Source organism: Nonomuraea mangrovi (genome assembly GCF_042681425.1).
Taxonomy (GTDB): Bacteria; Actinomycetota; Actinomycetes; order Streptosporangiales; family Streptosporangiaceae; genus Nonomuraea; species Nonomuraea mangrovi.
The window spans coordinates 435566-453778 of sequence record NZ_JBHUFV010000047.1 but is presented as its reverse complement, the minus strand read 5'-3'; the positions used below and the strand labels follow the sequence as shown (position 1 = coordinate 453778).

The 18213-nt window shown below is 70.3% G+C and carries 17 protein-coding genes; 12 read left to right on the top strand and 5 right to left on the bottom strand.

Annotation, left to right across the window (positions count from 1 at the left end; genetic code table 11):
• Nucleotides 1-32: 32 nt before the first annotated feature.
• From ACFSKW_RS32170 to ACFSKW_RS32160, 3 genes are all read left to right on the top strand, one after another.
• Nucleotides 33-896: a CPBP family intramembrane glutamic endopeptidase gene (locus ACFSKW_RS32170; protein ID WP_379576233.1), complete on the top strand. Its 864-nt coding sequence runs from the start codon at nucleotides 33-35 to the stop codon at nucleotides 894-896.
• Nucleotides 897-1179: 283 nt separating this feature from the next.
• Nucleotides 1180-1518, top strand: coding sequence for a PadR family transcriptional regulator (locus tag ACFSKW_RS32165; protein WP_379576232.1), 339 nt, complete (start codon nucleotides 1180-1182; stop codon nucleotides 1516-1518).
• A complete protein-coding gene (locus ACFSKW_RS32160) occupies nucleotides 1515-2231 on the top strand; it encodes a hypothetical protein (protein WP_379576231.1) in 717 nt (238 codons plus the stop codon). The genes ACFSKW_RS32165 and ACFSKW_RS32160 overlap by 4 nt, the downstream gene beginning before the upstream one ends.
• Before the next feature lie 520 nt (nucleotides 2232-2751).
• Here the strand turns inward: ACFSKW_RS32160 and ACFSKW_RS32155 are convergent.
• On the bottom strand, nucleotides 2752-6042 hold the full coding sequence (locus ACFSKW_RS32155) for a glycosyl hydrolase family 95 catalytic domain-containing protein (protein ID WP_379576230.1): 3291 nt from the start codon (nucleotides 6040-6042) through the stop codon (nucleotides 2752-2754).
• A gap of 231 nt (nucleotides 6043-6273) precedes the next feature.
• Between ACFSKW_RS32155 and ACFSKW_RS32150 the strand changes: the two genes are divergently transcribed.
• Genes ACFSKW_RS32150 through ACFSKW_RS32115 form a run of 8 tightly spaced genes read left to right on the top strand, consistent with a single transcriptional unit; the run spans nucleotide 6274 to nucleotide 13853 of the window.
• Nucleotides 6274-7119 carry a fumarylacetoacetate hydrolase family protein gene (locus ACFSKW_RS32150; protein WP_379576229.1) on the top strand — a complete coding sequence of 282 codons (846 nt, stop codon included), beginning with the start codon at nucleotides 6274-6276 and terminating at the stop codon, nucleotides 7117-7119.
• Nucleotides 7116-8405 (top strand): L-fuconate dehydratase, encoded by a 1290-nt coding sequence (locus ACFSKW_RS32145; RefSeq protein WP_379576228.1) that lies wholly within the window; start codon nucleotides 7116-7118, stop codon nucleotides 8403-8405. The genes ACFSKW_RS32150 and ACFSKW_RS32145 overlap by 4 nt, the downstream gene beginning before the upstream one ends.
• Nucleotides 8402-9172, top strand: a complete 771-nt coding sequence (locus ACFSKW_RS32140; RefSeq protein ID WP_379576227.1) for an SDR family NAD(P)-dependent oxidoreductase — start codon at nucleotides 8402-8404, stop codon at nucleotides 9170-9172. Before ACFSKW_RS32145 ends, ACFSKW_RS32140 begins: the two co-directional genes overlap by 4 nt.
• Nucleotides 9169-10209, top strand: coding sequence for a sugar ABC transporter substrate-binding protein (locus ACFSKW_RS32135; protein WP_379576226.1), 1041 nt, complete (start codon nucleotides 9169-9171; stop codon nucleotides 10207-10209). Before ACFSKW_RS32140 ends, ACFSKW_RS32135 begins: the two co-directional genes overlap by 4 nt.
• 29 nt (nucleotides 10210-10238) lie before the next feature.
• Nucleotides 10239-11681, top strand: a complete 1443-nt coding sequence (locus ACFSKW_RS32130) for a sugar ABC transporter ATP-binding protein (RefSeq protein ID WP_379576225.1) — start codon at nucleotides 10239-10241, stop codon at nucleotides 11679-11681.
• 5 nt (nucleotides 11682-11686) lie between these two features.
• Nucleotides 11687-12649, top strand: coding sequence for an ABC transporter permease (locus ACFSKW_RS32125; RefSeq protein ID WP_379576224.1), 963 nt, complete (start codon nucleotides 11687-11689; stop codon nucleotides 12647-12649).
• Nucleotides 12649-12954 (top strand): L-rhamnose mutarotase, encoded by a 306-nt coding sequence (locus ACFSKW_RS32120; protein ID WP_379576223.1) that lies wholly within the window; start codon nucleotides 12649-12651, stop codon nucleotides 12952-12954. The genes ACFSKW_RS32125 and ACFSKW_RS32120 overlap by 1 nt, the downstream gene beginning before the upstream one ends.
• Nucleotides 12951-13853 (top strand): aldo/keto reductase, encoded by a 903-nt coding sequence (locus tag ACFSKW_RS32115; RefSeq protein ID WP_379576222.1) that lies wholly within the window; start codon nucleotides 12951-12953, stop codon nucleotides 13851-13853. The genes ACFSKW_RS32120 and ACFSKW_RS32115 overlap by 4 nt, the downstream gene beginning before the upstream one ends.
• A 69-nt stretch (nucleotides 13854-13922) precedes the next feature.
• On the opposite strand, the gene ACFSKW_RS32110 is transcribed toward ACFSKW_RS32115, so the two are convergent.
• Nucleotides 13923-14522, bottom strand: coding sequence for a TetR/AcrR family transcriptional regulator (locus ACFSKW_RS32110; RefSeq protein WP_379576221.1), 600 nt, complete (start codon nucleotides 14520-14522; stop codon nucleotides 13923-13925).
• 120 nt (nucleotides 14523-14642) lie between these two features.
• Between ACFSKW_RS32110 and ACFSKW_RS32105 the strand changes: the two genes are divergently transcribed.
• Complete coding sequence (locus ACFSKW_RS32105; RefSeq protein ID WP_379576220.1) at nucleotides 14643-15494, top strand: SDR family oxidoreductase; 852 nt, start codon at nucleotides 14643-14645, stop codon at nucleotides 15492-15494.
• A gap of 4 nt (nucleotides 15495-15498) precedes the next feature.
• Here ACFSKW_RS32105 and ACFSKW_RS32100 read toward each other — a convergent pair whose 3' ends face one another.
• The 3 genes from ACFSKW_RS32100 to ACFSKW_RS32090 form a co-directional block, all read right to left on the bottom strand.
• Nucleotides 15499-16443 (bottom strand): DNA polymerase ligase N-terminal domain-containing protein, encoded by a 945-nt coding sequence (locus ACFSKW_RS32100; RefSeq protein WP_379576219.1) that lies wholly within the window; start codon nucleotides 16441-16443, stop codon nucleotides 15499-15501.
• 9 nt (nucleotides 16444-16452) lie between these two features.
• Nucleotides 16453-16893: a GNAT family N-acetyltransferase gene (locus tag ACFSKW_RS32095; protein WP_379576218.1), complete on the bottom strand. Its 441-nt coding sequence runs from the start codon at nucleotides 16891-16893 to the stop codon at nucleotides 16453-16455.
• A 158-nt stretch (nucleotides 16894-17051) separates the two neighbouring features.
• Nucleotides 17052-17903 (bottom strand): leishmanolysin-related zinc metalloendopeptidase, encoded by an 852-nt coding sequence (locus tag ACFSKW_RS32090; RefSeq protein WP_379576217.1) that lies wholly within the window; start codon nucleotides 17901-17903, stop codon nucleotides 17052-17054.
• Nucleotides 17904-18213 lie beyond the last annotated feature (310 nt).

Here is an 18213-nt window from a genome sequence, read left to right as displayed (position 1 = left end):
CGGAAACTCCCTGGCTGTCGGAGGCCGCTCCCATGTCCCTCGTCCTGTTCGCTCTCCTGGTGGTTCACCTGGCCGGCGTGAGCCCGCTGCTCGGCCGCCGCAGCTACGCGGCCCTGCGCGAGGACCGGAGGCTGTACACGCGGATGTCCCTCGTCTGGATCGCCGAGCTGTGGGCCCTGGCGCTCGTGGCCCTGGCGATCGTCGGCCTGTCTCCCGACCTGGACATCGCCGGCATCGGCCTGGTGCCGGCCGAGGACCTGTCCACCGTGCTGGGCATGATCGTCGGTGCGACGGTCGTGGCCGTGGCCATCGGTCTGGTGACGCGGTTGAAGAAGATCGCGGTGTCCGGGCAGGCCGCGTTCGAGGCGCTCATTCCCAGAACGGCCGCACAGCGCTGGCTCGCGCTCGCGCTGGCCATCAGCGCCGGCGTCTGTGAGGAGATCGTCTACCGCGGGCTCCTGATCTCGGGCTTCATGTCGATCTTCGACGTCCCCAGACCGGTCGCGGCCGGGCTCGCGCTGGCGATCTTCACCGTCGGGCACCTCTACCAGGGGTGGAAGGGCATGGTGATGGTGACGCTCGCTGGGTTCTCGCTGACGATGCTCTACTTCTCGACCGGCTCGCTGCTCCTGCCGATCGTCCTGCACATCCTGATCGACGTCCGCTCCCTGCTCCTCACGCCCCGGCTCGCGCCCACCTCCGAGCCCGCCGGAACCGTCGAGTCCGCCGGAACCGTCGAGTCCGCCGGAACCGTCGAGTCCATCGGAACGGTCGAGTCCGCCGGAACGGTCGAGTCCTCCGGAACGGTCGAGTCCTCCCAGATCACCGAGCCCTCCCAGATCACCGAGCGCTCCGTGTCCGCCGGGGACGCCAGGATCGCCGGATCCGGCCGGTAGCAGAGCTCGGCGGGAACGCCGAGTGCGCCAAGGCGACCTGGGGCGCCTCGACCGCCGCCAGCCCCTGACACACCTCCCGATCGTGATCCGCACCCCGTGAGACCCGGAATCCCTCCGCCCCGAGCGCGCCAGGCCGAGGTCGACGGTGTGGCTCGAGGCGAGAGGCCAGGCCGGGCGCGTCGCCGACTCGCGGATCGGGGAGACCCGGCGCGTGCAGGAACCGGGCGATCGTGTAGGTGGTGGAGCGGCGTAGGTAGCATCGCTACCGTGGAAGGATGGCCTAATGACCGCTGATCGTCGTGCGAGCTGGCTCAAGGGCGTGCTCGACCTGCTGGTCCTCGCCAGCCTCACCGAAGGCGAGAACTACGGCTACGAGATCGCCAAGAGCCTCGCCGACTCCGGCCTGGGGCAGATCAAGGGCGGCACCCTCTATCCCGTACTCAACCGGCTGGAGGAGGCGGGCCTGGTCGCCGCCGAGTTCAGGGTGACCGAGCGGGGCCCGGGCCGCCGCTACTACCGGCTCACCGAGCAGGGCAGGCAGACGCTCGCCGAGCAGGGAGGCCTGTGGCTCGCGTTCGACCAGTCCGTACGGTCCGTGCTCGAACAGGGAGGCGTCAAGTGACCGGCTACTTCGACGAGCTCGCCGTACGGCTGCGCGAACGCGGGGTCCCCGAGGACACGGTGAGGGCCACGGTCGCCGATCTCACCGCCTACCTGTCCGAGACCGGCGGTGACCCCGAGGAGGAGTTCGGCCCGGCCGCGGAGTTCGCCGAGCAACTGGGAGTGACGCCCGTCGCGGAGCCCGTGGCCGAGGAGGACACCTGGCGCTGGACCGCCGACATCTTCGTCGACGAGCGGCGGCTGAACGAGTTCGGCGACCAGGGCTGGGAGGTCGACAGGGTCGACGCCGTCGGCTGGTTCATCAGCCACCGCGACCTGCGCGAGCCACAGCGGTGGGAGTACCGCAGGGAGGTCGTCACCCGCAAGGGCAGGCAGGCGCTCGTCGAGCGGCTGGCCCCCGACGGCTGGGAACCGTGCGGCACCTGGGTGTTCTACGAGTACTTCAAGCGTCCGAAGGCCGCGAGCCTGGGTCCTGAAGCCGGGATCGACTCTCCGCCGAGCGCTCCGGTGAAGGGCGTCTTCTTCAGCAAGCGGTTCTACCTCCTGATGGTGGTCATGCTGGCGGGGCTGATCTTCGCGCTGGCGCTGCTGCCGTCGGCTTCGGGCGCGGGCGAGGGGTTCGTGGTCGGCCTGCTCATTGGTGCGGCGGGTGGCGCGCTGGCCGGTCTGGGAGCCCTCTGGTTCGCCGCCCGCCGACACAACAGGTCCCGCTGAACCGCCGCCCGAGCCCCCACCCGAAACCCGCATCTCCCTTCGGACTCCGAACGCCCGCCCAGATCCTGGACAGCCACCCAGACCCTGCACACCCGCCCAGACCTTGGACACCCGAGCGGGCCCGCCCTCGATCCGAACCCCGGACACCCGAGCGGCCCCCGGCCCTGTGCCTGGCCCCCGGCCCTGTGCCTGGCCCCTGGACCTGTGCCTGGCCCCTGGACCTGATGCCCGGCCCCCGGACCTGTGCCCAGGTCCTGGACCTGCGCCATCCCGGGAATCCCGGGCTCCGCCCGGCGGCCGGGCTCCGCTGGGAAACGAAGCCGGCGCCCGCGGGGGAGAGAAGCCGGCGCCCGCTGGGGAAAGTAGCCGGCGCTGATCTTGACCAGAGCGGCGAGCCGGTGGCCGACGGCGTCGCGGAGGAGCTCAAGCGGCTGGTCCGCGGCGGCCGCATCGTCGTGCACCGAGGCAGGACCCGCGGCCCCTGGGAAGAGGGGCCGCGGGTCTCGACCGGCTTCAGGCATCAGAACGCGAGCCGCTGCCACTCCCGCGCCTCGGCCGCCGTCAGCGTCCGGGCGAAGATCGCCATCCGGTCGACGGCCCCGCTGAGACGCTGCCCGCCGCCCTGGTCGGCGGCGAAGCGCAACGGCCTGGTGGCGCATCCGGTGATCCCGTCGCCGGGCACCTTGGCCCCGCCCGCTCGTACGCCGTCCACGTAGACGTTGATCGTCCCGTCGCGTCCCATCGTGATGACCAGGTCGACGTACTTGCCGGTGGGCACCGTCGCGTCGGTGGTCACGTTCAGCCCCGCCCCGATGAACCGGACCTTGGCGGCCGGCGTCAGGTCCATCAGCACGCCGTCGGTGCCCGGGTCGCCCGATGGCTGGAAGTCGAACAGCCGGCGATACCCCGACCCGGCCACCTTGACCCTGGCCGCGAAGGACGCCTCGGGCAGGAAGCCCAGCGTGGTCGGCGCGGTCGTCAGGTAGGTGGACCCGTCGAGCACCAGTCCTCCCTCGCCGTCGTAGGCGGCGTTGCCGGTCACGGTGGCGTTCCTGCCGTTGCCAGAGGTGTCGGCGACCGTCGAGCCGGAGGCGGGATCCCACGCCACGAGGGGCTTGTCGGGCGTGGGCACCGCGCAGGGGGCGACGGCGAGCACGGCGCCGCCGGTGCCTGACCATTCGTCGCCCTTGGCGGTCGCGACGACGCGTGCCGTGCGCGAGCCGTCGGCGGGTCCCGAGGTGACGGTGAACGTCACGGTCCTGCTGCCGCCGCCGGGCACGCCCGGCAGTTGGGCGGCCTCCGGGGTGGCGGTCCAGCCGTTCGGCAGCGCCAGCGTGACCTCGCCGGCCGGTACGGCCCGCCCGCCGGTGGCCGACACCGTGACCTCGACGGGGAAGCTCGCGCCGGGCCCGGTCTCGGCGGGCGCCTTCACCGCGACGGCGACCTGCCCGACGAGCGTGTAGGTCTGCCCGGCCTTGGCGGTGAAAGTGATCGTGTCGCCTTCGCGGGTGTGCGCGACGTTCCTACCCGCGGCGTCGACCAGGCGGTACCTGCCGGCGATCACCTTGTTGCGGACCTTCAGCGGCCCTGCGGCTCCGGCCCGCAGGTCGATCCGGGTGGCGGTGCCGTCCTTCCACGCGGCGTCGACGGTCACGCCGCCGCGGGCGCGCAGCCCCTTGACCGACCCTGTGGCCCACGCCGAGGGGAGCGCGGGCAGCACGTCGACCACGCCGGACTGCGACTGGAGCAGCATCTCCGCCATGCCTGAGGTGGCGCCGAAGTTGCCGTCGATCTGGAACGGCGGGTGGGTGTCCCACAGGTTGTCCAGGGTGCTGCCGCGCAACTGCTCGCCGAGCATCTTGAACGCGTGGTCGCCGTCCAGCAGCCGCGCCCAGAAGTTGATCTTCCAGGCTTTCGACCAGCCGGTGCCGCCGTCGCCGCGGGCGGTCAGCGAGACCTTGGCCGCCTCGGCCATCGGGGTGCCGGCGACGAGCTGGCGGCCCGGGTGCAGGGCGAACAGGTGGGAGACGTGCCGGTGGGTGTTCTTCGGGTCGTCCCAGTCGGTCTTCCATTCCTGGAGCTGGCCCCAGCTTCCGACGCGCAGGCCTGGGTCGAGCTTGGCCAGCGCCTGCCGTACCTCGGGCTCGTCCTCGCCGAGGACGGCGGCGGCCTCCAGCACGTTGGTGAACAGGTCGTGGACGATCTGCTGGGACATCGACGCGCCGGCGGAGAAGTCGCCCTGCTCGGGGGAGTAGCTGGGGGAGACGACGAGCTTGCCGTCGCGCGGGTCGGTGTGGAGGTTGTCCACCCAGAACAGCGCGGCCTCCCGCATCGCCGGGTAGACCGAGCGCAGGTACTGGACGTCGCCGCCGAAGCGGTAGTGGTCGAACATCTGCTGCGTGGTCCACGCGGCCGCCTCGGGGAACCAGAAGGCGGTCGCCCAGTCGTGCACGCCGGTGAAGCCGAACGGGTTGGTCTCGTTGTGGACGACCCATCCGCGCGAGCCGAACATCTCCTGTGCGGTCTGCCTGCCTGGGGCGAGCATCGCCTGGATGTAGTCGTCGTAGGGCTTGGTGGTCTCGGCGAGGTTGGTCTGCTCGGCCAGCCAGTAGTTCATCTGCAGGTTGATGTTGACGTGGTAGTCGGCCGACCACGGCGGGCTGGTGGAGTTGTTCCACACGCCCTGCAGGTTCGCCGGCAGGGAGCCCTCCCGCGAGGAGGCGATGAGCAGGTAGCGCCCGTAGGCGAAGAACATCGCCTCCAGGGCCCTGTCGTCGGTGGAGCCGCCGCCGGTGTAGGCCCTGAGAAGCTGGTCGGTGGGGACGCGCGGGGCCTGCTGCCCGAGGTCGAGCTTCACCCTGTCGAACAGGTCCCGGTAGTCGGCCAGGTGCGCGCGCTTCAGCCCGTCGTAGCCGAGCGCCACGGCCTTGTCGACGTCCGCGGTGACCTTGGCGTGCGGGTCGGCGCCCCGGTAGGCGGGGTAGACGCCGGCGTAGTCGGTGCCCGCCGACAGCACGAACACCGCGCTGTCGGCGCCCGTCACGGTGATCCGATCGGTGCCGTCGGTACGGCTGCCGCCGCTGGTGATGACCTGGACCTGCGACTCGAACGCCATGCCGTTGTCGGCCAGGGCGCCGCGGACGGTGAGGCGGCCGTCCTTGACGCTCACGGTCTTGTCGTTGCGTGGGGAGGAGGTGCGCAGCGTGAAGGAGACCTTGCCCGTCTCCGAGGCGCTGAGCCTGCCGACGATCACGTTGCCGGGATGGCTGGCGAAGTACTCGCGGGCGTAGGCGACCCCGCCCGAGGTGTAGCCGACCCTGGCCACGGCCTCGCGCAGACTGAGCTCCCGGCGGTAGCCGGTGGCCGCGGCGTGCCCGGTGTCCAGCCAGAGGTCGCCGAAGGTCTGGTAGGCGCCGAACCCGCTCTTGGGCTGGCCGAGTTTCCTGGCGACCGCGTCGGGCGACATCTTGCCGTCGCGATCGATCTGCGCCTGCACCTCGGCGATCGCGCCGGGTCTCGGGGTCTTCCAGTTGCCGAAGTCGTATCCGCTTCTGGATCCGGGGCCGCCGGTCCACAGCGTCTTCTCGTTGAACTGGAGCTGCTCGGTGGCCACGCCGCCGAACACGGTCGCGCCGAGCGCGCCGTTGCCGATGGGCAGCGACTGCGTCTCCCAGTTCGCGGCCGGCTTGTCGTACCAGAGCGTCAGATCGTCGGGCGGGTCGAGGGCGGCGGCGGCCGCCGCCGGGGAGTGCACGGGTGACGCTCCGATCATGAGGGCGGACAGCAGGACTAACGCAAGCCGTGGGGCCACGGATTCCTCCGGTGACTGGTGGATGTCCGCCATGTTGTTAGCACCTGAAACGTCGGTGCAACAAGAGCTTCGATCCGATGTTTAGTTGGATTTTTCGTTCACATATGCAGATCGAACCCCATCAACCGAGGTCACGGATCGGATGTATCTGTGGTGGAGGGCTTGACAGCGCCACGTGCGCCAACGAGCATCGGTTAGCGAGACATCCGATGTATAGCTGAGGGATGCGGTGTGAAGCTGCTGCGAGTTGGACCGGTCGGCCAGGAGCGGCCCGCGGTGATGGACGCCCGGGGAAACCTGTACGACATCGGGGAGCCCGAGATCGACGGGGCCTTCCTCGCTTCGGGGGGAGTGGCGCGCGTCCGGGCCGCGCTGGAGCGCGGCGACCTGCCGGTGATCGACGCCGAGGGCCTGCGTGTCGGCCCGCCGATCGCCAGGCCCGGCAAGATCGTGTGCATCGGCCTCAACTACAGCGACCACGCGGCCGAGACGGGAGCCACCCCGCCCACCGAGCCCGTCGTGTTCATGAAGGCGCCCAACACCGTGGTCGGCCCCGACGACGAGATCCTGGTGCCGCGCGGCAGCGTGAAGACCGACTGGGAGGTCGAGCTGGCCGTCGTCATCGGCGAGACCTGCCGCTACCTGGAGTCGAGGGAGGAGGCGCTGGCCAGGATCGCCGGTTACGCGATCTCCAACGACGTCTCCGAGCGCGAGTTCCAGCTGGAGCGCGGCGGCCAGTGGGACAAGGGCAAGTCGTGCGAGACGTTCAACCCGCTCGGCCCATGGCTGGTGACCGCCGACGAGGTGGGCGACCCGCAGGACCTCGGCATGCGGCTGTGGGTCAACGGCGAGCGGCGCCAGGACGGCAACAGCAAGAACATGATCTTCGGCGTGGCCGAGGTCGTGCGCTATCTCAGCGGGTTCATGGTGCTGGAGCCCGGCGACGTCATCAACACCGGCACGCCCGCGGGGGTCGCGCTCGGCCTGCCGGGCCAGCCGTACCTCAGGGAAGGCGACGTCGTCGAGCTGGAGATCGACAAGCTCGGACGGCAGCGCCAGACGGTGGGCCAGGCATGAGCGCCTATCGCATCGTGGGCATGGAGACCCACGACATCCGCTTCCCCACCTCGCTGGAGCTGGACGGCTCCGACGCGATGAACCCCGACCCGGACTACTCGGCCGCCTACGTCGTGCTCAAGACCGACGACGGCTTCGAAGGACACGGGTTCGCGTTCACGATCGGGCGCGGCAACGACGTGCAGACCACCGCGATCAAGGCGCTGGAGCCGTACGTGATCGGCAGGGACGCCGAGGACCTCGGCGGGCTGTACAAGGAGATGGTCTGGGACTCCCAGCTGCGCTGGCTCGGCCCCGAGAAGGGCGTCATGCACATGGCGATCTCCGCCGTGGTCAACGCCCTGTGGGACCTCAAGGCCAAGCGCGAGGGCAAGCCGCTCTGGCTGCTGCTGGGCGAGATGACGCCCGAGCAGATCGTGGACCTGGTCGACTTCCGCTACCTGAGCGACGCGATGACCCGCGAGGACGCGCTGCGGATCCTGCGCAAGGGCGCGGAAGGCAAGGCCGAGCGGATCGCGCACCTGAAGGAGCACGGCTACCCGGCCTACACGACCTCGCCGGGCTGGCTCGGCTACGGCGACGACAAGCTTCGCCGCCTGTGCAAGGAGGCGCTCGACGACGGCTTCGAGCAGATCAAGCTGAAGGTCGGCGCCGACCTCGACGACGACATCCGCCGCTTCAAGGTCGCCCGCGAGGTCTGCGGGCCCGACTTCCCCATCGCGATCGACGCCAACCAGCGGTGGGACGTCGGCGCCGCCATCCGCTGGGTCAACGCGCTCGCCGAGTTCGCCCCTCACTGGGTGGAGGAGCCGACCAGCCCCGACGACGTGCTCGGCCACGCCACGATCGCCAGGGCCATCGCCCCGATCAGGGTCGCCACCGGCGAGCACGTCCAGAACCGGATGATCTTCAAGCAGATGCTGCAGGCGGGCTCGCTGTCCTTCCTCCAGCTCGACTCGGCCAGGGTCGGGGGCGTCAACGAGAACATCGCGATCCTGCTGCTGGCCGCCAGGTTCGGCGTGCCCGTCTGCCCCCACGCGGGCGGCGTCGGGCTGTGCGAGCTGGTCCAGCACCTGTCGATGTTCGACTACGTCGCGGTCACGGGCACCATGGAAGGACGGGTCATCGAGTACGTCGACCACCTGCACGAGCACTTCGAGGACCCTGTGGTGATCGAGCACGGTCGCTACACGGCACCGACGCGGCCCGGCTTCAGCTCCGAGATGCGCCGCGAGTCGATCGCCGCCCACTCCTTCCCCGACGGCGAGGTCTGGAGGAATCAGTGACAGACATCAGAGCTCTCGTCACCGGCGGCGGGTCGGGCATCGGCCTCGCCACCGCCGAGGCGTTCGCCGCGCGTGGCTGGCAGGTCGCCTGCCTGGACCTCAACCCGCCGGGCGACCCGTTCATCGCGGTCAAGGCCGATGTCACCGACGACGACCAGGTCCGTGCGGCCGTCGCCGAGGCCGCCGAGCGCATGGGCGGTCTGGACGTCCTGGTGAACAACGCGGGCATCGGCGCGCAGGGCACGATCGAGGACAACCCCGACGCCGAGTGGCAGCGGGTCTTCGACGTCAACGTCCTCGGCATGGTGAGGGTGTCCAGGGCGGCGCTGCCGTACTTGAGGGAGTCGGGCCACGCCTCGATCGTGAACACCTGCTCCATCGCCGCCACGGCGGGACTGCCGAACAGGGCCCTCTACAGCGCGACCAAGGGCGCCGTGCTGTCGCTGACGCTGGCCATGGCGGCTGACCACGTGCGGGAGGGGATCAGGGTCAACTGTGTCAACCCCGGCACCGCCGACACTCCGTGGGTCGGCAGGCTGCTGGACGCCGCCGACGATCCGGAGGCCGAGCGGGCCGCGCTCAACGCCCGCCAGCCGATGGGTCGCATGGTCTCCGCAAGGGAGGTGGCCGCGGCCATCACCTACCTGGCCGGCCCGGAAGCGGGCGCGACCACCGGCACCTCGCTCGCTGTGGACGGCGGCATGCAGGGCCTCCGTCTACGCCCGAGCAACGAAGTACACACCCCCCAAGAAGAGGCGAAATCATGAAGTTCGGCCCCGTGGTCGCGAGCGCGGCCCTATTGGCTCTCATCACCGCGTGCGGCTCCACCGAGAGCGGCACCAGCCCGAGTGCCGCCGCGGGCGGCGGCGCGGGTGAGAAGATCGGCATCGACCACCCGCGGGCCGACTCCGACTTCTGGAACTCCTACATCAAGTACGTCCCGAAGATGGCGGCCGAGCTCAAGGTCGACCTGATGAACCCGACCAACTCGCAGAACGACGTCGCCAAGCTGGTCGCCAACACGCAGGCGCTGGTCAGCCAGGGCGCCAAGGTCATGGTCATGGCGCCGCAGGACACCGGCGCGATCGCCTCCACCCTCCAGCAGCTGGAGAACAAGAAGATCCCGGTCGTGACCGTGGACACCCGTCCCGACAAGGGCAAGGTCTTCATGGTCGTGCGCGCCGACAACCGCGCCTACGGCACCAAGGCCTGCGAGTTCCTCGGCGAGAAGCTGGGCGGCAAGGGCAAGGTCGTCGAGCTGATGGGCGCGCTGTCGTCGGTCAACGGCCGCGACCGCGCCGAGGCGTTCCGCGAATGCATGAAGAGCAAGTTCCCCGGGATCACGGTCTTCGAGGAGCCCACCGAGTGGGACGGCGGCAAGGCGGCCTCGATGCTGCAGACCCGCCTGGAGCAGAACCCCGACGTCAAGGGCATCTACATGCACGCGGGCGGCGTCCACCTGGCCCCGACGCTGCAGGTGCTGAAGGCCAAGGGACTGCTGGTCGCCCCCGAGGACCCCAAGCACGTGTTCGTGGTGTCGAACGACGGCATCCCGCAGGAGTTCGAGGCGATCCGCAAGGGCGAGATCGACGCGACCGTCTCCCAGCCGGCCGACCTGTACGCGAAGTACGCGCTCTTCTACGCCAAGGCCGCGGCGGAGGGCAAGACGTTCAAGGCGGGGCCGACCGACCACGACTCGACCATCATCGAGCTCCCGAACGGGCTCGAGGACCAGCTTCCCGCTCCGCTCGTGACCAAGGAGAACGTCGACGACCCCAACCTCTGGGGTAACCAGGTCAAGTAATGAACAATCACGTTGAAGCCCGGAACATCGTGAAGCGCTTCGGTCCGACCGTCGCGTTGAACGGGGCCGGCATCACCATCAAAGAGGGCGAGACCCACGCCCTTGTCGGCAGGAACGGCGCGGGGAAGTCCACCCTGGTGTCGATCCTGACCGGGCTCCAGCGCCCAGACGAGGGCGAGGTGCTGTTCTCGGGACAGGCCGCGCCCGCCCTCGCCGACAGGGACGCCTGGCGGCGGCGGGTCGCCTGCGTCTACCAGAAGTCGACGATCATCCCGCAGCTGTCGGTCGCGGAGAACCTCTTCCTCAACAGGCAGACGGACGGCGGGATGATCAGGTGGAGGGGCCTGCGCGCCAGGGCCCGCGAGGTGCTGGAGACCTACCAGGTCGACATCGACGCCGATGTGCTCGCCGGAGACCTCGGCGTCGAGCAGCGCCAGCTCGTCGAGATCGCCCGCGCGCTGTCGTTCGGGGCGACGTTCATCATCCTCGACGAGCCGACCGCCCAGCTCGACGGGCCCGCCATCGAGCGGCTCTTCGAGCGCATGCGCTCGCTGCGCGAGCAGGGCGTCACCATGATGTTCATCTCCCATCACCTCGACGAGGTGTACGAGATCTGCCAGAGCGTCTCGGTCTTCCGCGACGCCCGGCACATCATGACCAGCCCGGTCGCCGATCTGCCGCACGACGAGCTGGTCGCGGCCATGACCGGCGAGGCCAGCGCCGCCTACGAGTACCGCTCCCGTACGGCGGGCGACGACGTGGTGATCGCCGCGGAGGGTCTGGCGCTGCGGGGCCGCTACGAGGACGTCGACCTGCGGGTGCGCTCCGGCGAGATCGTCGGGCTCGCGGGCTCGGGCAGCAGCGGCAAGGTCGGGCTGGCCGAGACCCTGGTGGGCCTGCGCAGGGCCGACGCGGGCGTGGTGAGCGTCAACGGCACCCCGATCAGGGACGTGCCGTCGGCGCTCAGGGCGGGGCTCGGGTTCGTGCCCCAGGACCGGCACCACGAAGGCTTCGTCCCGCTGCTGTCGATCGCGGAGAACGTCACCATTCCCATCGCTCACAAGCTCGGGAGGTTCGGCTACGTGTCGCCCGCTGCTCGGCGGGCCCGTGGCGTACAGATGATCGACGAGCTGGACATCAAGACCGAGGGGCCGGACCAGCCGGTCGGCGACCTGTCAGGCGGGAACGCCCAGAAGGTCGTGCTCGCCAGGGCGCTGGCGGACGATCCCCGGGCGGTCGTGGTGATCAACCCGACGGCGGGCGTCGACGTCAAGGCAAAGCAGTCGCTGCTCGGCGCGGTCGAGGACGCCGTCGCGCGAGGCGCGGGCGCCGTCCTGGTCTCCGACGAGCTCGACGACCTGCGCGTCTGCGACAGGGTGCTGGTGATGTTCCACGGCAGAATCGTGAAGGACGTGCCGCGTGGCTGGAGTGACCACGAGCTCGTGGCCGTGATGGAAGGTATCGAACAGTGACGACGATGACCGCACCCGCCCCCCGCCTCAAGATCGCGAGATTCCGCGACCTGACGTTGGTGCCGGTGATCGTGCTCCTGCTGGTCGTGGGCGCGTTCGTGGACCCGGTGTTCCTCAGTCCCGGCAACCTGATCAACGTCCTGCAGCAGCAGTCGGCGCTCGCGCTGGTCGTGCTGGCCGAGGCGCTGATCCTGATCGCGGGCAAGTTCGACCTGTCGCTGGAGTCGACGGTCGGCATGGCGCCGGCGATCACGGTGCTGATGATCCCCGCGGCCTCCGGCGGCATGGGGCTGCTGGCCATCCCGATCTGCCTGCTCATCGGCGCGGCGATCGGCGCGTTCAACGGGTTCCTGATCCTGAAGTTCCAGCTGTCGGCGTTCGTCGTGACGCTGGCCATGCTGATCGTCGTGCACGGCCTGCACCTGGGGCTGACCGGCGGCAAGAGCCTGTTCGAGCTGCCCGACTCGCTGCTGTACCTGGGCAGCGCCACCTGGCTCGGCCTGCCCGCCGCCATCTGGATCGCCGGCGTGCTGTTCGCGATCGGCATCGTCGCGCTCGGCTACTTCCGCCTCGGCCGTGCCCTCTACGCCATCGGCGGCAACGCCGACGCCGCCAGGGCCGCGGGCATCAGGGTCGAGCGGGTGCTGTGGAGCGTGTTCATCATCGGCGGCGCGCTCGCCGCGCTGGCGGGAATCCTGGAGACGGGCCGCCTCGGCGGCATCAGCGCCAACCAGGGCGTCGGCTGGATCTTCATGGTCTTCGCGGCCGCGGTCATCGGCGGCGTCAGCATGGACGGCGGCAAGGGCACGATCTTCGGCGCCCTCACCGGCGTCCTCGTGATCGGCCTGGTGGAGAACATCCTCACGCTCAAGGGCGTGCCGGGCGAGTGGAAGCAGCTCGTCTACGGAGTGATCATCCTGGTGGCTCTGATGATCAGCCGGGTGGCCGGAGGAAAGGCACAGGACTGATGCAGCGACTGGCGCTGAGGGCCAGGCTCAAGGCGGGGTGCGAGGAGCTCTACGACAGGGAGCACGCCACCATTCCCGCCGAGCTCGAAGAGGCCATGAGGGAGCACGGCGTCTACTCGTGGCGGATCTGGCGCGACGGCCTCGACCTGTTCCACTTCGTCGAGGTCGAGGACTACGCCGCGCTCCAGGAGGCGCTGAAGGACAACGCCGCCGACCAGGCATGGCAGGCCAGGATGAACCGCCTGCTCGACGGCGACTTCGACAAAGACTCCTGCGGGCTCAAACTGGTCTGGGAGATGCGATGACGCTCACGCTGCCGGCGTTCGGCTTCGGTGGCGCGCCGATCGGCAACCTCTACGCGGAGGTCACCGACGAGGACGCGCGCGCTGCCGTCGAGGCCGCATGGGACACCGGGACGCGCCTGTTCGACACCGCGCCCCACTACGGCCTCGGCCTGTCGGAGCGCCGTCTCGGCGCGGCGCTGGCCGGGCGCGCGGGCTACGTCCTGTCCACCAAGGTCGGCCGGCTGCTGGTGCCCGCCGAGCCCGCGCCCGACACCGACGGCTTCGCCGTCACCGCCGGTCTGCGCAGGCGGTGGGACTTCTCCGCGTCCGGCGTCCGCAGGTCGATCGAGGAGTCCCTGGTACGGCTCGGCCTGCCCTCGATCGACCTCGCGCTCATCCACGACCCCGACGACCACGCCGAGCAGGCGCTCTCGGAGGCCTACCCCGAGCTGGCCGCCATGCGCGACGAGGGCCTGGTCAAGGCGATCGGCCTCGGGATGAACCAGTGGCGGCTGCCGCTGCGCTTCGTCCAGGAGACCGACATCGACGTGGTCATGCTCGCGGGACGGTACACGCTCCTCGATCAGACGGGCCTGCCGCTGCTGGAGGAGTGCGCGGCGCGCGGCGTGCGGGTGATCGCCGCGGGAGTGTTCAACAGCGGCCTGCTCGCCACCGACGAGCCGGGCGCCACGTTCAACTACACGCCCGCGCCCGCCGAGCTGGTGGAAAGGGCGGCGAAGATCGCCGCGGTCTGCGCGCGGCACGGTGTGACGCTGCCGCAGGCGGCGATCGCGTTCCCGCTGCGGCATCCCGCGGTGGCCTCGATCGTCCTGGGCGCCAGGAACGCGGACGAGGTGCGCAGGAACGCCGCGCTCGCCGAGCGGCCGGTGCCCGAGGAGCTGTGGGAAGAGCTCGGTTAGCGGCCGGGGCGGTGAAGGACCCGGCCGCCGGGTGTTCCGCCACGGAGGATGAGGTGTCGCGCGCCCGGGTCAGCCGGGCGCGCCCTGGCGCATCCCGTTGAGCGCCGTGTCCACGAGGGCGTTCACGTACTCGTGGGTGAGCGGCCCTCCGCGCTGCATCCAGCGGTTGAGCAGCGGCCCCCACAGCAGGTCGATCGCCAGGTCCAGATCGAGGTCGGCGGCGAGCTGTCCCGCCTCCTTGGCCGCCCGCAGCCGTTTCCTCTTGAGCTCCCGCATCGGCAGGTCGAGCCGCTCGGCGTAGGCGGCGGCCAGTTCGGCGTCATGGACGATCTCGGTGTTGAGCGCGCGCATCGGCTCGTCGAAGCGGGGGTCGTTGAGCTCGTCCACCGTGGCGGACAGGACCGTCTTCAGGTCGGCGGCCAGGTCGCCGGTGTCGGGCAGGGCCGCGTCGTCGCCCGGCCCTCCGCCCATGAGCGCGAGGAAGGCGTCGAAGAGCACCGCGCCCTTGGACGGCCACCAGCGGTAGATCGTCTGCTTGCCGACGCCCGCGCGCGCGGCGATGCCCTCGATGCTGAGCTTGGCGTAGCCGACCTCGCCCACGAGGTCGAAGGCGGCGGTGAGGATGGCCTGCCGAGAGGTCTCGCTCCGCCGGGCCGGGTTCGCTGTCACGGGGCACACCCTACATGAGACGAGACGGACCGTCTTGACATCGCGACCGCCGGAGGTCATAGTTGCCCTCACGAAGCGAGACGAACCGTCTCGACTCACATAGCGATCGGAGCCGTACCCATGCGTACCCCGCGAACCGTCAGGACCTGGTTCATCACCGGCGCCAGCCGCGGTCTTGGCCGCGCGTTCGCCGAGGCCGCGCTGGAGCGTGGCGACCAGGTGGTCGCCGTGGCCAGGAACGTCGAGCCGTTGCGCGAGCTCATCGCCGCCTATGAGGACACCCTGCTCGTGATGCCACTCGACGTCACCGACCGCGTCGCGGTGCTCGCCACGGTGTCCGCCGCCCGCGACCACTTCGGCAGGCTCGACATCGTCGTCAACAACGCGGGCACCATGTCCTCCGGCATGATCGAGGAGTTCACCGAAGAGGAGGCCCGCGCCCAGCTGGAGGTCAACTTCTTCGGCGCCCTCTGGGTCAGCCAGGCCGCCATGCCGTACCTGCGCGAGCAGGGCGCGGGGCACATCGTGCAGATCTCCAGCATCGCCGGGCTCGGCGGGTTCCCCACGACCGGGCTGTACAGCGCGAGCAAGTTCGCGCTGGAAGGCATGAGTGAGGCGCTGGCCATGGAGGCCGCGAACTTCGGCGTCAAGCTCACGATCGTGCAGCCAGGCGGCTACTGGACCGACCTCTACACCAGCATGACCGCGACCACGCTGCTGCCGCCCTACGCGCCCCTGCGGGCGGAGCTGGAGAAGCGGTGGGCGGAGGGCTCGATCGACAGCGAGCCTCGCCTGGCCGCCGAGGCGGTGCTGAAGCTCGTCGACAGCGAAGAGCCGCCGCTGCGGCTCCTGCTCGGCAGCATGGTGTACGACCTAGCCTTCGGCATCTCCCAGCAGCGGATGGCCACCTGGGGCGCGTGGGAGCAGGTCAGCCGCGCGGCCGAGCACGCCGTCCAGGCCCCGGGCACGTGAGCGGTCACGCGCCGGTCGGCACGAAGATCCACGCCTTCGACTCGCCGTGCTCGTAGGGCGAGTCGAGGCGCTTGGCCACCACGCCGGGCAGGCCCTGCTCACGAGCGGCCCTCCCGACCGCCTCGGGCGCGCCGGGCCACGCCGGCGCGGTCTGCCATCTGGCCCCCGCGATCTCCAGTGCCTCCAGCGCCACCCTCCGCTTCCTGTACGGCTCGGCGACCAGCGAGCGGCCGTCGTCGTAGAGCAGGTCGTAGGCGATGTACACCTCCTCCTCGCCCGCCAGAGTGACGATCTCGCCGTCGAGCACCGCCGTACGGCTGCCGAACCGCCCGGCCAGCGGTCTGAGCAGCGGCACGCTCGTGCGCCCTCCCTCGATAAGCGCCGGCGTCCTCCGCCCGCCCCACGCGAACTCGAACGCGTACTCCCCGGCGTTCCTCGGCGGCTTGGCGCGTCGCACCGGGAGCATCGGGACGAGTTCGGGCAGCGGATCCCTCAACGGCGGATCCATGCGATGGATCATCCAGTTCTTCCCGCGCGTCTGGAACAGCACGTACCTGCCCTGCGCCCGCTCGCCGCGCAGCACCACCTTGACCTCGCGGTCCGACCACTTCTCCGTCTCGTAGGCGCCCCGGTCCCAGACGGTCATCGTGCCGCCGCCGTACTCGCCGCGCGGGATCTCACCCTCGAACGTCAGGTACTCCATCGGATGGTCCTCGGTGCGGACCGCCAGATGGTTGGTCGCCGGATCCTCCGGCAGGCCTTTCGGTATCGCCCACGAGGCGAGCACGCCGTCGCGCTCCAGCCGCAGGTCCCAGTGCAGCGACCGGGCATGATGCTCCTGGATGACGAACGTGTCGTCGCCCCCCGGCTCGGGCGCCTCGCCGGGCACCGGCTCAGGCGTCTTCGACGGGTCTCTCTTGCCGCGATACTGCTCCAGCTTGTCGGCCACGAGGTGGTACTACCCGTTACGTTCGTACCTGGTGATCCACAGGCCGGGAATCACCTCGACATCCTCGACCCGGGTGAAGCCGAGCCGCTCGTACAGGGTCCGCGCGGGCACGTTGTCGCGGCCGGTGGACACGACGGTCGTCCTCCCACCGGCTCTGCCGAGCAGCTCGCCGACCAGCGCCCGCCCGATGCCCCGCCGATGCGCGCGAGGGTCGACGACGAGGCGGTCGATGTCGACCAGGTCCTCGGTCTCCGTCCACGCCACCGCGCCGACCAGCGTGCCGTCGTCGTCGAACGCGCCCCGCCACGCGAGAGGGGCGGCGAGGAGTTCGTCGAGCGACTCGCGCAGGGGTGGGATGCGGTCGTCGCCGATGAGGGCCGCTTCCACGGCGTAGGCGGCGTGCTGCAGGTCCAGGAGGGTCTTGTCGGGCTTGAGATCATCCATGCGCATCCGCTGAGTATCCCAGCCCGCGCCCTGCTCGGCCGGGTCCGCCCGCGCAGCCCTCGAGGCCCTCCGACCCGAGGGCCGGTCGCGTTCGCGCGGTCGTCCAGGGCGGTCCTCGAAGCCCCTCCGCTCCGAGGACCGCCACGCGTGACCTGCTGTCCGGTTCAGATGGACGCGATCGGCTCCGGGGGCCTGACCGTGCACGTGGGGGCGTCTTCCGCCCGCATCGCCCTGACCTCGGCCATGAACAGCTGGGTCGGCAGCACGTACGGCTCCGCCGCCGCCATGTCCACCTGGTAGCCCATGTCCTCCAGGGCCGCCACCGAGGTCCTGCTGATCGGGTTGCCCAGGTGCGACACCCTGCTGGTCATCAGCTCGACCCCGAACACCGACTCGCGCCAGTGCCCGCCGACGCTGCCGGGACCGCCGACGTTCTCCACCGGCACGGGATGCGCCTCCGCCGCCCCCAGCAGCACGCCGAACTCCCTGCCCGCCGCGGGCCCCACGAAGATCGGGTCGGTTCCGCCGAGCCCCGTCACCAGCCCGAGCGACTCCCAGATCGTGCCGAAGCCCAGCGCGTGGCCCATCTCGTGCACGATCACGTCGTGCAGCAGCCCCGTCTGCTCCATCCGGTCCAGGTCGAAGGTGTCGAACCGCATCACGCCGACCGCGGGGAGCGAACTGCCGTTCCTGATCAGCAGCGGCCCCGCCTGCCCCAGAACGTTGCCCTGCTCGTTCCCAGGACCGTCGATCTTCGCTCCCTCCGCGAGGATCACGAGGTCGTCGATCCGCTCGCCCGCCACGATGCCCTCCGGCAGGCCCTCCAGGTCCGGGATCCGTACGTCGGGGAGGTCGCCCACGATGACCCGCGCCCAGCGATCGGCCGCGGCGGCGAACGCCGCCTTCTGCGTCTCGCTCAGCCCGCCGAGGAAGCGGACCTCGATCGTGTACGGCGACTCGGTGTTCGCCAGCGCCTTTGCTCGCCGCGCGTCGGCACGCGCCAGATGGATGTCCATCTCCCACCATCTCCTCGAGATGTCGTCTGATGGGAGTTTCCGTGACGACATGGGGATCGCGCCTGAGTACGCCCCTACTCATCCCCACGTACACGGGACTCGCACCAGAAGGAAAGGCTCAGGCCCGTCACCAGCGCACGGGACCTTCGTCCGTGCCGCCGCCCTGCAGGCCGTCCTCTCGTCCTCGCGCGGCACGTCGGTCACCTCGACGTGGCCAGACTCCCCCTTCGCCACCGCGAGCGCCCTCGTCCTCACCGGGCTGCCGAGCTTGCTCCAGTTCGTCCTGCCTGACCTGGAACCCAGCCTCATG